The organism is Streptomyces resistomycificus (assembly GCF_001514265.1).
GTDB lineage: Bacteria > Actinomycetota > Actinomycetes > Streptomycetales > Streptomycetaceae > Streptomyces > Streptomyces resistomycificus.
This window is the reverse complement of record NZ_KQ949008.1, coordinates 35,525-48,143: the sequence shown is the minus strand read 5'-3', so window position 1 is coordinate 48,143 and position 12,619 is coordinate 35,525. Positions and strand designations below refer to the sequence as shown.

Genomic DNA, 12,619 nt, shown 5'->3' with positions numbered 1-12,619 from the left:
CGAACAGCATCAGGCTACGCGACAACCACCCGCGTCACATATCCACGCGAAAGTGATGAATAGGTGTGGCCGATGCGAGGAACACGGGCAAACAACCCCCTCGCGAACGGAGCACAGCATGGTCATCAAGAAGATGCACGACATGGGCATCCGCAGCGAACACGCCTACATGGCCGCCCTCGGCAGCATCGGCCTCTCCATCGCCAGCTGGATGGGCAGCCTCACCATGGAACCCGGCGCCGGCATCGCCCGCGCCGACAGGTGGGGGATCTTCGTGGGCCAGTGGGCACCCACCTTCTTCGGGCTCGGCGTCGCCCTCTCCCACTACGAGCAGCAAGACGGCACCCTCACCGCCACCGTCCACGAACTCCGTGAGCAGAGGCAGGCCGGCTGACCACGCACGGGCGCCCCTCCCATCCAGTGCGAGGGGCGCAACCGTGACACGATCAGCCCACCCCGCAAGGCCCCAAGCCGCACCCACGCGACCGTAGAGCCATTTCGTCTGACAGGCCCGTGGGTCGTATACCCGCCCATCCAAGAGCGCATCCGTGCTGCATGGCGGGGCATCGTTTACGTGCTGTGCAAGAGCGTGGTGCTGCAATGATGCAGTCCTGCCGTGCTGGTGGGGGACAGATGCAACAACTCTGCGCCGCAGGCCGAGGTTTTTGAGGGCAACGCCGATCGGCTCCTCAGTCCGGCCGCGACGGGACACAATGACGTGGCCAGCGGCGGCGTAGCGTTCAGCGGTCGACGGGGCGCCTACGCAGGGGTGGTCCGGGCGGGACGCGACCACGAGCCGGTCGGCACCGAGCGTTTCATGGTTGATCTCCGGCGGGACCGGCATGGTCGAGCCCATCTCCAGATCTCGAACAGCTGCTGACCGGAAGGCGCCAGCCCGGGCCGGCCAACTCGACCCCTACCAGCCTCACGTGGACAGTTTGTGCCGAGGTACACGCCAACGCCATCCTGGCCGGTCAGAAGCGGAACATGCCCCGGTAGGTCCATCCGGAGCCGAGGACCGCTTCTCGCAGGGGGTCCGTCATCTCCCGCGTGTCAAAGCGAAACGACTCGACCTTGCGCCGACGGCCGTCGGGTTCCTCCTTGGTCTCCCACTGCCGGTACACCGCGGGCGCGTGCCCCCGTCCGTACTGCGCTTGGGCGTTGCCGGCGGAACGGTTCTCCCACCGTTCGTCGAGGAAGCGCACCTCTTGCTTGTCCGGGACCAGGCGCATCCGGGTCTTGAGTCTCACGCCCACCCGCGGAATCTGGCACTCCGCGACCAGGTCGGCTTTCTCGGCTGGGAGAGCTTCCCGTACGCGGTATGGCACGTCCGGCCCGTTGAGCGCGAGCAGCGCGGCCCGGACATCCCCGCTCGACAGCGGCGCGACACCGCTGTCGGGGTGCTGGGTGCCGGTCAGTTTGTCCCAAAGACGGCCCATCTCTAGACCTCCTCCCCGGTGTCCGGGCGAACCGTGCGGACGAAGTCCTGAAAGGCTCCCAGGACGGCGTCGTGCTGGGCCGCCGTGGCGGTCAGAGCCAGCCGGATCACCGCGCGCTTGTGTGGATCCCCGATGTCGGACAGGGACAAGTACACCTGTGACTGGACGAGGTCGCGGCGCGTGTCGTCGACGACGGTGGAGAAGGTCAGCCGCTGGGTGAGGGCGGGCGCGTCAGCGGAGCCGACCTCGCGGCGGTGCGACACCGTCACCGACTCGGCGACCTCGCGCAGGCGCTCCACCGAACTGTTCGCCAGATCGACCAGCGTGACCGCGTCCGGCGGTATCTCGCCGTCGATCGTGATGTTCGCGGCGAACCCGGCATCCGGCTGCGGATGCACCGCAGCGAAGGCCACGTTCGCGGCCTCGAACCCTTCCGGCTGAGCCGGGAGCCAGCCCTGTGGCAGGCGGAACTCGATGGGCGTCGGCAGTGTCGTGGGCATGTGGGCCCTCCTTTCAGGGGGAGTAGATCAGAACCAGTCGGTGACGTTGTCCTTGACGGAGCCGACGCCCTCCCCGATCGCATCGGCCGCGTCGCCGACGGTCTTGCTCAGTTTGTCCGGATCGAGAGTGATCTCGACTCCCACCGAGCCCCCGAGGATGGGGGAGACGCCGGCCTCACCGCCAAGGTGGAACGTTCCGTCGTCGTCCTTCTTGTAGCCCCACCAGGCCTCCGCACCGGGACCGGCCCATCCCTCGGCCGATGCGCCGAGGCCGATGCCGGCGACCTCCCCGCCACCGGCGATGGTTCCTTTTGCCCCGGCGAATGCCTTGGCGCCGACGGTGACCTCCTCTTTGGTCACCTTGGCGTTGACCCCCGCCTCGGCGCCGGCGAAGCCCTCGGCCCGGCCGTAGACACCGGCGTAGGGCCCGTACTCGCCACGGATTTCGGTCAGCGCCCGCAGCCCTGCGGAGGCCTCGGCCTTGCCGACGATGCCCTTGTCGTTGAATCCGTAGTTCGCGGTGGCTCTGACTCCTCCGTAGACGTCGCCTATCCCGGAAAGCTTCCAGTCTCCGTTGGTCAGTGTCTTGTCCGCGGTCGCGTGGAAGAGGTCGGCGTATACCTTGACCGATCCCTCCTTGCCGTACTTGGGGTCGGAGGTGATGGTGACTCCGACATCGGGCCCTGTCAGTTTGGCGTTGCCCTCCGACTTCCACCCGTTGGTCTGCGTGCGGGAGTCCTTGGCGGCCGCCGCCGCTTCGGCTTCGTACTTCTCGATGTCGCCCTGTGCCTGGCCGTTGAAGCCGGTGAGGGTGCCGTCGTTGAAGTTGGAGTCGATCACTACTGCCGAGAGGGCGATCTCGACGCCGGTGTCGGCTTCGCCGAAATCCTTGACCAACTGGTCGATTCGCGACTGCCAGGAGACGACAGCTGTGCGTACGGACTGCTGATAGTCGGGGTCGTGATGCAGGGCAGTGCGCTCACCGTCGCTGAGCTTTGCGGTGTCGTAGGAGACCACGCCCTGGTCCGAGACCGCCATGCCGGCCTCGACGGCGTCCGCTCGGGCCGACTCCAGCTGCTTGCGTAGTTCCGTGAACTGTGTGTGAGCGTCGCGCAGTAGCGAGGCCACCGCCTTGGCCTCGACCTGGGCGTTCTGGAACTCCGTGTGAGTGGTGGCGAAGCGACGGCCGGCGGCGTCCGCGCTCAGCCCTCTCCAGGTCTGGCCCATGGAGATCCCGTAGACGTCGCGCTTGTAGGCGATCTCCTGCTTGTGCAATTCCTTTGCCATCCCGTCCCAGCGACCCGCGGCCGCGGTGAGCGTGGACAGGTCTGTCGTCATGGCCTCGTGATACGTCGGCATGGGCTCCCCGTTGTTCTTGCCGTAGCGACCTGGCAGTTGGAGACGCTGTTCATTGCTGAGCGCTCCATCCGGTCCGGTCAGTACCCGTCGATCACCGACGTCGAGCGCACACTCGCCCCTGTTTGGATATCCGTGCCCTGCAACTCGGTGTTGGCACTCCGCAACGCTGCCTTGTCCGACGCGAGTCGGTTCATCAGGTTTTGGACCTGCTCACCCCACGTTTGGTGTGCCTTCTTCAATGCTCCCGATGTGAGCCATCCGACACGGAACTCCCTGACGGCCTCGGCGGTCTCCGCGTCCGCCCAGTCGCCGGCCTTGCGGGTTTCGGGCTCTATGTGATCCTCAATGGCCCTTGCCGCGGCCTTTTTCTCACTCGGCGAGGAAGCGAGATCTCTCTGCCCTCCGCCGGTTGACCCTCCGAGGTCGGCCGGCAGCTGATTCAGTCGCGTCCCGACGGGCTGCCCCGCCGGATTGCTCGCTATGTGTCCTGGTTCCGGCCCTGCCATGCCACTCCCCGTGTGTTGCCGTACAGCACAGGCATGCGTGGCGACCCCGTGCCAATTACCAAGCCGTACGATAGCGCCCCGCACCATGCGTCTCATGGGTCTCTGCCTTGGTCTGACAGGAGATCAGGCCCGCGTATCGCAGTCGTGCTCAGGCCTCTGAAGATGCCGACATGGATAACCCCTGGCCAGGAGGAAGTGTCGGGTGCCCTGATGCAGACGGGCGCGGTGATCAGTTCGGAGCCGGGGAAGCCGTGCCGTCCGCCTCAAAGTCGAAGTTGATCTGGTCACCGTCGACAGAGGTCACCTTGACCGACACGCCCAAGGTGCTGCCGTCACCCGCCGTGAGCTTGCACCGGGTGGTGGTTCCTACCTTGCCGGCGAGGTCCTCGGGGCAGGTGATGTCCGGCTCTGGCTGGCCCGTTGTGGCGGCGAGCTTTTCAGCGAGTGTGGTCGCCAGCTTTTCCGAGGACATTTTCGGCGTCGACCCCACGCTGACCGAGGCCGAGCAGCCGACGAGCAGCACGCCGACCGCTACGGAACTGAGGATCAAAGTTGCTGCGGACAACCGCGTTGCTGCCATGAAGGGCCTCCGGTCTGCAAGATCATGACAAGAAGAGGCAGGAAGCATATCGGGGACGCCCTGAGCGTTGCCCGTACGGCCGCCAAGCACCATCCCGCGCCGACAGGCCGAGAGGACGCCCGATCATGCTGCCCGTCTCTCGGTCCGGTCTCCTTGACGACGGCGACATCGCCTCAGCCGAGATGACCGCCCTCCTGCGCGAGAACGGCACCACCGACCGCGAGGTCTTCCAGGCGAGAAGGGACGTCAGCCGGTAACGCGCCCCGCATGGAAGCGGGTCGGGCACCTCAGCCGAACGATCCAGCAGCCCTTAGGGCACAGAACGCACTCCGGCGGCGGGACCCACGGCCAGACGGGACACGACGAACGGGCACCGAGGGCAGGGGAGTTGATGGAGCAACACCACCAGCCTGGCGCTGCCGAGTTGTGCCGGGATGTCGCCGCCCATCAGGTTCGTAGCCGGAGGGGTCTCGCGATGATGAACCTGTGCTGCGTCACCCTCGCACTGGCCGCCGGAACGATGCTGCTCATGCCGCGGCGTCAGCCGCCCATCCCCGAGGATGTGCCTCTCAAGGAAGCGGCGTGACCGTGGACGGTCGGCCGGCCGTCCCGTCACTGAACGGACACTCTTGCAGGCCAGGGCATCGAGCGCGGACCATGCCAAGCCGGTACACCGTCTGCCGGCTCGGGGCGAGCATCAACAGAGGTCGCCGCTAAGGGAGTTCGTTTCCCTCCTCTCGGCCAATACGCGAGCGCCGCCGAGAACCGAACACGTCACCCGCGCGTGATAACGGAGAACGCTTTGGCATGCACACGAGGGCGGGGGAACGCGAGTGGGATCCACAGCACGAGCGAGAACGGCGGCACTGGCCGCCGTGATGGCCGGGGCGCTGGTCACGGGGGCGGTATCGGCAGGCGGCCAGCCGGCGCAAGCCGTCGGCTCCGCCGCACATGACGGGGCGAAGGCGCCGGGGAAGGCGAAGCCACCGGCGACCGTCACGTTGATCACCGGCGACCGCGTGGCTGTCGGCGCTGACGGCCGGGTAGTTCGGCTCGTGCGCGGCAAGGGCCGCGAGGGGATCGGCTTCTCGGTGCGGCGCGAGGCCGACCACACGTACGTCGTCCCGCAGGACGCCCTGCGGCAGGTCGCCGACGGCGTGCTCGAACGGCGGTTGTTCGACGTCGCGCAGCTCGTCAGGGACGGGTACGACGACGCGCACCGCACGACACTGCCGCTGATCGTCGGCTACCGGAACGACGGCGCCGGAGCAAAGGCCTTCGCCGCCGGCCGCGACCCGTTCGCGAAGGTGGCCGTCCGGGAGCGCCGTACGCTGCCCGCGGTCGACGGTGAGGCCTTCGAGGCGCCGAAGAGCGGGACTCCGGCCCTCTGGGCGGCCGTCACCGGCCGCTCTCCGGCCCGTACGGCAAGCGGCACGGCCGCCACCGCACGGCCCGTCGCCCATGTCTGGCTGGACGCGAAGGTCCGGGCCGCCCTGGCCGAGAGCGTGCCGCAGATCGGCGCGCCCACCATGTGGAAGTCGGGCTACACCGGCAAGGGCATCAAGGTGGCGGTCCTGGACACGGGCGTGGACCAGACCCACCCGGACCTCAAGGGCGTCGAGACGGCGCAGAAGAACTTCAGCACGTCCTCCGACACCAAGGACCGCTACGGGCACGGGACACACGTCGCCTCCATCCTCGCCGGGAGCGGTGCGAAGTCAGGAGGCCTGTACAAGGGTGTGGCGCCCGACGTGCGGCTGCTGGACGGCAAGGTCCTGGCCGATGACGGCAGCGGAAGCATGTCGGACGTCGTCTCCGGCATGCAGTGGGCCGTCGACCAGGGCGCGAAGGTCGTCAACCTGAGTCTGGGTTTCCTCGACACCCCGGGTGACGACCCGCTGGAGGCGGCCGTCGCCCGGCTCTCCGGCAAAGCCTTGTTCGTTGTGTCCGCGGGCAACGAGGGCGACGGACCCAGTACGGTCAAGTCGCCCGGCAGCGCCCCCGCAGCGCTCACCGTCGGCGCGGTGGACAAGCAGGACGCGATCGCCGACTTCTCCAGCCGAGGCCCGAGCCTCGACGGCCGGCCCAAGCCGGACATCACCGGCCCCGGTGTGGACATCACCGCCGCCCTGACGACGCAGAGCGAGCAGCCCTCGAGCGAGGGCTACGTGTCGCAATCCGGCACGTCGATGGCCGCCCCGCACGTCGCGGGCGCCGCCGCCCTGGTGCTCCAGCAGCACCCGGACTGGAACGGGGCCCGACTGAAGGCGCTCCTGACCGGTTCGGCCAAGCCCAACCCGCTGCTGAACGCCCACCAGCAGGGCGCGGGCCGGGTGGACCTGGAGCGCGCCGCCACGGCGCTGGTCGTCTCCGAGCCGGGCTCCCTCGGCTTCGGCACGCACGCCTGGCCGCACACCGACGACAAGCCGGCCGCCAAGACCCTCACCTACCGCAACTACGGCACCCAGGCCGTCACCCTGAGGCTGACCGCCTCCGGGACCGACCCCTCGGGCCGCCCCGTCCCGGCCGGCATGTTCAGCGTCAAGGACTCCCAGCTCACCGTGCCGGCCGGTGGCAGTGCGAAGACCACCGTCACCGCCGACACCCGCAAGGGCGCCATCGACGGCATCTTCGGCGGCACCGTTTTGGCGTCGGGCGACGGCCAGCAGGTGCGCACCGGCCTCGTGGTCGAACGGGAGGTGGAGTCGTACGACGTCACCGTGCGGCACATCGACGCCGACGGGGCGAACCCGGCCACCTACGCGACGACGATCAACCCCGTCAACGGGGGCGGCCATCGCGTGGAGCTCCCGTACAGCGCGAACGGCACGGTGGTCCAGCGGCTGCCCAAGGGCTCCTACCAGCTGGACAGTCTGGTCTTCGCCGAGGACAACGAGTTGAGCTTCTTCGTCCAGCCGGTCCTGGAAGTGAACAAAAACGTCGCGGTCACCCTCGACTCCCGCAAGGCGAAACCGTTCGCCGTGAAGGCCCCGGATCCGGCCGCGAAGCTCGTCACCTCCATCGTCGGTTACTACGACGATGCCGCGGGGTCCAACTCCTGGTCCACCAACGGGGTGCCGCCGATCCGCACCGCCGCCCTCGGCCCGGCGTCCGACACGATGCGGGCCCAGTTCAACGGCGTGTGGAAGACGCCCGGCGCGGCCGGCAAGAACGTTGACTACCGGCTCGCCTTCAACCGCAAGGGGAGCTTCTTCACCGGCCTCACCCGCACCGTCACCCGGGCCGAGGTCGCCGAGGTGAAGCTCAACTTCGGCGCCTCCGTGACCGGAGCCAAGGGCCAGGTCCACATCACGCCGCTGGACGAGGACGGGAGGAGCATCGGCATAGGCGAACCGCCGGAGCAGACCCTGCCGAAGGCCACCACGCACTACCTCAGCACGGCCGGCGTGCGCTGGTCCTGGAGGGCCTCGCAGCTCAACGCCCGCAGCGAGGTGCGCATGGTCTACACGAAGGAGGAGGTGACCTACAAGCCGGGCTCCCGTCACACGCTGAGCTTCAACACCGGTGTGGTCGGCCCCAATCTCGCGGCGGGCAGCCCGCACCAGCAGGGCGCCGAACGGATGGGTGACACCATTCTCGCGATGATCCCGCTGTTCAACGACGGCGGAGGCAACCCGGGGTCCTCGATGCTCACCAGCGGGTTCACCCGGCTGGAATCCGGTGGACGGATCCTCGGGGAGGGCCCGGCCACGGACTGGCTGAGCGTCGAAGTCCCCGCCGCCTTCGCCGCGTACCGTCTGACGGTCGAGGGGAGCCGCTCCACCGCGGACACCTCCACCAGCACGAAGGTGGCAGGGGTGTGGACGTTCACCTCGGCCCGGCCGACGTCCGACGGCACGACCAGGCTGCCGCTGTCGACGGTGCGGCTCGCGCCGAAGCTGAGCCTGCGTGGGACGGCTCCGGCGGGCGGCACTCTCACGGTGCCGCTGAAGCTGAGTGGTCCGGCCGCCGCGGCCGGGCAGGTCGCCGCGCTGACCGTGAAGGTCTCCTACGACGGCGGCCGGACCTGGAAGCCGCTCACGGTGGCGACCGACGCGAAGGGGGCGCGCTCGGTGAGCGTGAAGCACCCGGCGACCGCCAAGGCCGCGTCCTTCCGGGTGGACCTGAAGGACAAGGGCGGCAACACCGTGCGCGAGACGATCACTAACGCCTACCGGCTCGCTCCGTGAGGTCCCTACGCCGGTGACCGCTGCCCGGCGCCGGTGAACTCTCCGGCCTGGTTCCCACGCTGCGGGGACCAGGCCGGATCCACGTCCGCTCGACCGGCATGCACTACCGGGCGTGGCGGTTGCCTTCCTCACCCAGCCGGACGGCCATCGGCTCCACAGATTTCCGCTGCCCGTCCGGCAGCAGCCCCGGCACTGGCCCACTTCATCACCACCAAGCCGTGGAAGCCGGCGCATGTGCGAGCCCAACTCGTATGGAAGACGGCCTCGACGGGGTCGGGCCTCTGGCGGCCTACGCGCGCGATGTGGCCTCACGCTGAGCGTGGATGGTCGGCATGTGGCGCTGCCCCCAGGCACTGAGCGGCGACAGCGCGTCATTCAGCTCCACGCCGCGCTCGGTGAGGGAGTACTCCACCCTGGGTGGGACCTCGCGGTACACCTCGCGGTGCACGATGCCGTCCGCCTCCAGTTCGCGCAGCTGCTGGATCAGCATCTTCTCGCTGACGCCGGGCAGTTCACGGCGCAACTCTCCGGTACGGCGGCGGCCCTCGTGCAGGGCCCACAGGATCAGGCCCTTCCACTTGCCGCCGACAACGTCCATGGCCGCGTCGATACCGCAGATGTACGGCCGATGCTTGGCCATGGTCCCAACGTCCCTTCAATGCTTACCAATTGGTGAGTACCACACAGAATAGTGGGTACTTGCCGAGCCTGGCTGCCCGGGAAAGCATCGAGGCCGTGAACACCCGTCAAGAGGACCGTGCGCGCAGGCGACGCGGCCGACGGGCCACGCTTTCTCGAGACAGGAGCACTCCATGAGTAATACGTCACCCGTGACCGTCCTTGGACTCGGAGACATGGGCCGGGCCCTGGCCGCAGCGTTCCTCGCCGAGGAGCGGGCGACCACTGTCTGGAACCGCACCGCCGCCAAGGCCGATGAGCTGATCTCGCTGGGTGCCGTGCGCGCCGACTCGGTCGCCGAGGCGGTGACCGGAAGCCCTTTGGTGGTGGTCTGCCTGCTGGACTACGGCGTCGTGCGGGAGACCTTGGAGCCGGTGGCTGGGCAGCTGCGCGGCAGGACGGTCGTCAACCTCACCAACGGCACTCCGTCACAGGCGGCCGAGATGGCCGCCTGGGTGACGGGGCACGGCGGAGACTACCTGGACGGCGGCATCATGGCCGTGCCGACGACTGTGGCGACCCCAGAAGCGTTCATCCTCTACAGCGGCGAGCAGCGGATCTTCGACACGTACCGTGGGGTGCTCGGGGAACTCGGCTCGGCTAGGTACCTGGGCGACGACATCGGCCTGGCCTCCCTCTACGACCTGGCACTGCTGAGCGGCATGCACCTCATGTTCGACGGGTTCCACCACGCCGTCGCCATGGCCACCTCGCAGGAGGGAGGCAGCGCGTTCGGCTTCACGGAACTGCTGGTGCCCTGGCTGACGAACATGGCGCGCCTGCTGCCCGCCTTCGCCGCGGAGGTCGACGCCGACCTGACCACGGCGGCGGAGCCCCGGCTCACCCAGGGCCTCGACGTCCAGGTCTCCGGGCTGGCCAACATCATGGACGCGGCCAGGGACGCCGGTGTCAGCACCACGCCGCTGGAGTCCTCCATGGCCGCACTCGAGGCCCTGCTCGCGCATGGGCACAAGGTATGGAGCGCCCCGGCTTCGGTACGGCAGCTCAGGACAGCTCCCTAGTGCTCTGACCACATACGTTCACCGGCTTGGGCGACCGTGAGGTGGGTCAGCATCGCGCGTGACAGCGGGTCCATCGCGGCTGGGGGCGGGACGCGTTCGACGTGATCGGCGGCGACCGTGTCGTACGACTCGCGAACGGCGGTCAGAAAGGAGGGCTCAGCCACGCGGGCGGCCCCAGACCAGAGAACTGGCAGGCCGTGTCACGACCTTGAGTTGACCTGCGCGACATCCACCGCTGTAGACACAGGGCCGTCACCCACTCCGGTGATCGTGTCCGATCAGTCCTGGCTAGGCCTTGTCCGGCGGACCATGCCTGGGACGCAATAGTCTGGCCCACCCATGTGCGGTGTTGTCGTCTGGTGGGGGAGGAGAATCAGTGGCATGGCCATGGTGAAGGACATCGATGTTCGCGGTATGCAGCACTGCGAGACGACGACGCTGGGCGTGCTGTTGCGCCATGAGGGACTCGACTTGTCCGAGCCCATGCTGTTCGGGCTCGGCTCCGGGTTGTCCTTCATCTACTGGGACAGCAAAGGCATGGGCTTTCCCTTCCTGGGAGGCAGGATCAAGCCGTTCGAGCTCACCAGGAACCTGACCGCCGTACTCGGGCTTCGGCTGCTGGTCGAGGAGACCACCTCCCCGCGCAAGGCATGGCAGAACGTGGCTGCACCCATCGACGCCGGTCGGCCGGTCGGCCTTCAGCTCGACAGTTACCACCTGGACTACTTCAGCACCAAAGTGCACTTCGGCGGGCACGTCGTGGCCATGTACGGCTACGACGAACAGGACGCCTACCTGGTGGACACCCACCCGCAGGGCGGAGCCGTCTCGACCAGCCTCGCCGGCCTTGCCAGGGCCAGAGCCGAGCGCGGCCCCATGACCGCCAGGCACCGCTCCTTCACCATCACAGCGCCGAGCAACCTGACGTCCCCGCAGGACCGGATCATCCCCGCGATCAAGACCTGCGCCCACACCTTCCTGAACCCGCCCATCGCGAACCTGGGCCACCGGGGCATCGAGAAGACCGCCAAGCAAGTGCCGAAGTGGCTGCAGCGCAGCGACAATCCGGGGGAGGACCTGCCACGGGCCGCCGTCCTCATGGAGATGGCCGGCACCGGCGGCGCGCTGTTCCGCAATCTCTACCGGGACTTCCTCGCAGAGTGCGCCCAGTTGATCGACAGCAGCCACCTGCGCATCGGCCACAGCCTGTATGCCGAGGCCGCCGCCCTCTGGACGCAGGTGGCCGCACTCATCGCGACAGCAGGCGAATCCGGTGACGCGAAGAACCTCATGCAGGCCGGCTCCGTCCTCAGCGAACTCGCGCGCATCGAACGCGATGCGATGCATGCACTCAGCATGCTTTAGGAGGCATGTCCGGCGGGTCGTGTGCGAAGCCGGAGTCGGATCGAGGCAGCGGTGACGGTGTTGCCATGGAAGGCGTGGGTGCGCTTTGCAGAACCTCGGGCGGCCCGAACGTCAGGAGCTCTCGTCCGCCCGTACCGAGCGGACGAGGAAACCAGCCGCGCGGTGGAGTTCGCCCCCCGATCCTGCGCCGCAGCGACACCCTCGCTGAGCACCTAGGGGTCGAAACCATGGTCCGGAGATGCGCGTTGATCCCTTCCCGGTCAGCAGTTGCGGATCGACCAGACCGGCTCCCAGTCCACGTCGGGTGTGTCCGTGCTGACCGGGAAGGTCTGGATCACGTTGCCGTTCTGACCGTAGGTCGTCGCCTGGGCGTTGTCGGTCTGGCTGTTCACCACCTCGCCCGTGCCGTGCCAGTTCGACAGGTAGTAGCGGTTGCAGTCGTACAGGAAGAAGACCCGCCACTGGTTGACCGTGGGGTCCCAGACGCCGGCGCAGAAGTTCCCCGTGTCACAGCCGACGTGGCTGCCGGAGGGCACCAGCTGCGAGGGGGCGGCCGGTGAGACCGTCGGTGAGACGGCGGACGTGGCGGACGACGCCGCCTGGGCCGGACCGGAGGCCAAGACGGAGGAGGCCAGCACCAGGGTCATGGTGCCGACCGCGCCGAGGAGGGATCGCTGGGGACGCATGGGGTGTTGTAGCTCCTGTGGGTGTCGAGCGATGGGTGTGAGGGCGGGGGGATGCCGGTCGTGGCGGCCGACGGCCGACGGGAGCGCGTGCGCGGGGATGCTCTGCGAGATCGGGCTGTTTCGGACTGACAGAGGTGGTGCGCACAGCAACCTAGAGGGCAGCCGGCCCCGACGGTCCCTGACAGATGTCAGGGGACAGCACCGAGTCCGGGACGACAGAGCAACGCGGCAGGTACTCCAGCCGTGGCAGTGGATTTTGGGTTGCCATCGACAAGCAGCCGATCACAGGAAGGA

General features: G+C 68.2%; 13 protein-coding genes and 1 pseudogene. 6 read left to right on the top strand and 8 right to left on the bottom strand.

Annotated features, from left to right (window positions below):
* Positions 1-118 precede the first annotated feature (118 nt).
* Positions 119-394: a hypothetical protein gene (locus AQJ84_RS39005; RefSeq protein ID WP_030042921.1), complete on the top strand. Its 276-nt coding sequence runs from the start codon at positions 119-121 to the stop codon at positions 392-394.
* Between the two features lie 580 nt (positions 395-974).
* On the opposite strand, the gene AQJ84_RS39000 is transcribed toward AQJ84_RS39005, so the two are convergent.
* From AQJ84_RS39000 to AQJ84_RS38985, 5 genes are all read right to left on the bottom strand, one after another.
* Complete coding sequence (locus AQJ84_RS39000; protein WP_030042922.1) at positions 975-1,439, bottom strand: hypothetical protein; 465 nt, start codon at positions 1,437-1,439, stop codon at positions 975-977.
* 2 nt (positions 1,440-1,441) lie between these two features.
* Positions 1,442-1,939, bottom strand: a complete 498-nt coding sequence (locus AQJ84_RS38995) for a hypothetical protein (protein WP_030042923.1) — start codon at positions 1,937-1,939, stop codon at positions 1,442-1,444.
* 27 nt (positions 1,940-1,966) lie between these two features.
* Positions 1,967-3,277 carry a hypothetical protein gene (locus tag AQJ84_RS38990; protein ID WP_225877365.1) on the bottom strand — a complete coding sequence of 437 codons (1,311 nt, stop codon included), beginning with the start codon at positions 3,275-3,277 and terminating at the stop codon, positions 1,967-1,969.
* A gap of 98 nt (positions 3,278-3,375) precedes the next feature.
* Positions 3,376-3,804, bottom strand: a complete 429-nt coding sequence (locus tag AQJ84_RS41790; RefSeq protein WP_078632218.1) for a hypothetical protein — start codon at positions 3,802-3,804, stop codon at positions 3,376-3,378.
* Positions 3,805-4,033: 229 nt separating this feature from the next.
* Entirely contained in the window at positions 4,034-4,384 is a 351-nt protein-coding gene (locus AQJ84_RS38985) for a DUF4333 domain-containing protein (protein ID WP_030042925.1), read from the bottom strand.
* A 125-nt stretch (positions 4,385-4,509) separates the two neighbouring features.
* Here AQJ84_RS38985 and AQJ84_RS44865 point away from each other — a divergent pair, with 125 nt between their 5' ends.
* The 3 genes from AQJ84_RS44865 (at position 4,510) to AQJ84_RS38980 (ending at position 8,574) form a co-directional block, all read left to right on the top strand.
* Positions 4,510-4,641 (top strand): hypothetical protein, encoded by a 132-nt coding sequence (locus AQJ84_RS44865; RefSeq protein ID WP_259294374.1) that lies wholly within the window; start codon positions 4,510-4,512, stop codon positions 4,639-4,641.
* A 134-nt stretch (positions 4,642-4,775) separates the two neighbouring features.
* Positions 4,776-4,970: a hypothetical protein gene (locus tag AQJ84_RS41785; RefSeq protein ID WP_078632220.1), complete on the top strand. Its 195-nt coding sequence runs from the start codon at positions 4,776-4,778 to the stop codon at positions 4,968-4,970.
* Between the two features lie 247 nt (positions 4,971-5,217).
* Positions 5,218-8,574 carry a S8 family serine peptidase gene (locus AQJ84_RS38980; protein ID WP_157875027.1) on the top strand — a complete coding sequence of 1,119 codons (3,357 nt, stop codon included), beginning with the start codon at positions 5,218-5,220 and terminating at the stop codon, positions 8,572-8,574.
* Between the two features lie 289 nt (positions 8,575-8,863).
* Here AQJ84_RS38980 and AQJ84_RS38975 read toward each other — a convergent pair whose 3' ends face one another.
* Positions 8,864-9,214, bottom strand: a complete 351-nt coding sequence (locus AQJ84_RS38975; RefSeq protein WP_030042927.1) for a winged helix-turn-helix transcriptional regulator — start codon at positions 9,212-9,214, stop codon at positions 8,864-8,866.
* Between the two features lie 190 nt (positions 9,215-9,404).
* Here AQJ84_RS38975 and AQJ84_RS38970 point away from each other — a divergent pair, with 190 nt between their 5' ends.
* Entirely contained in the window at positions 9,405-10,274 is an 870-nt protein-coding gene (locus tag AQJ84_RS38970) for an NAD(P)-dependent oxidoreductase (protein WP_159042803.1), read from the top strand.
* Positions 10,275-10,321: 47 nt separating this feature from the next.
* Here AQJ84_RS38970 and AQJ84_RS44580 read toward each other — a convergent pair.
* Positions 10,322-10,438: pseudogene (locus AQJ84_RS44580) on the bottom strand (SAM-dependent methyltransferase); the annotation flags it as partial.
* A 217-nt stretch (positions 10,439-10,655) separates the two neighbouring features.
* On the opposite strand from AQJ84_RS44580, the gene AQJ84_RS38965 reads away from it, so the two are divergent.
* The gene (locus tag AQJ84_RS38965) at positions 10,656-11,639 is read left to right on the top strand and encodes a BtrH N-terminal domain-containing protein (RefSeq protein ID WP_053193178.1); all 984 of its coding nucleotides are present in this window, start codon (positions 10,656-10,658) and stop codon (positions 11,637-11,639) included.
* Positions 11,640-11,899: 260 nt separating this feature from the next.
* Here AQJ84_RS38965 and AQJ84_RS38960 read toward each other — a convergent pair whose 3' ends face one another.
* Positions 11,900-12,325, bottom strand: a complete 426-nt coding sequence (locus AQJ84_RS38960; RefSeq protein WP_030042930.1) for a hypothetical protein — start codon at positions 12,323-12,325, stop codon at positions 11,900-11,902.
* Between the last annotated feature and the right edge of the window lie 294 nt (positions 12,326-12,619).

Bases quoted from the DNA above. Each gene is read 5' to 3' on its own strand.
- AQJ84_RS39005 (WP_030042921.1), top strand. From the start codon at position 119: ATGGTCATCAAGAAGATGCACGACATGGGCATCCGCAGCGAACACGCC.
- AQJ84_RS39000 (WP_030042922.1), bottom strand. From the start codon at position 1,439: ATGGGCCGTCTTTGGGACAAACTGACCGGCACCCAGCACCCCGACAGC.
- AQJ84_RS38995 (WP_030042923.1), bottom strand. From the start codon at position 1,939: ATGCCCACGACACTGCCGACGCCCATCGAGTTCCGCCTGCCACAGGGC.
- AQJ84_RS38990 (WP_225877365.1), bottom strand. From the start codon at position 3,277: ATGACGACAGACCTGTCCACGCTCACCGCGGCCGCGGGTCGCTGGGAC.
- AQJ84_RS41790 (WP_078632218.1), bottom strand. From the start codon at position 3,804: ATGGCAGGGCCGGAACCAGGACACATAGCGAGCAATCCGGCGGGGCAG.
- AQJ84_RS38985 (WP_030042925.1), bottom strand. From the start codon at position 4,384: ATGGCAGCAACGCGGTTGTCCGCAGCAACTTTGATCCTCAGTTCCGTA.
- AQJ84_RS44865 (WP_259294374.1), top strand. From the start codon at position 4,510: ATGCTGCCCGTCTCTCGGTCCGGTCTCCTTGACGACGGCGACATCGCC.
- AQJ84_RS41785 (WP_078632220.1), top strand. From the start codon at position 4,776: ATGGAGCAACACCACCAGCCTGGCGCTGCCGAGTTGTGCCGGGATGTC.
- AQJ84_RS38975 (WP_030042927.1), bottom strand. From the start codon at position 9,214: ATGGCCAAGCATCGGCCGTACATCTGCGGTATCGACGCGGCCATGGAC.
- AQJ84_RS38965 (WP_053193178.1), top strand. From the start codon at position 10,656: ATGGCCATGGTGAAGGACATCGATGTTCGCGGTATGCAGCACTGCGAG.
- AQJ84_RS38960 (WP_030042930.1), bottom strand. From the start codon at position 12,325: ATGCGTCCCCAGCGATCCCTCCTCGGCGCGGTCGGCACCATGACCCTG.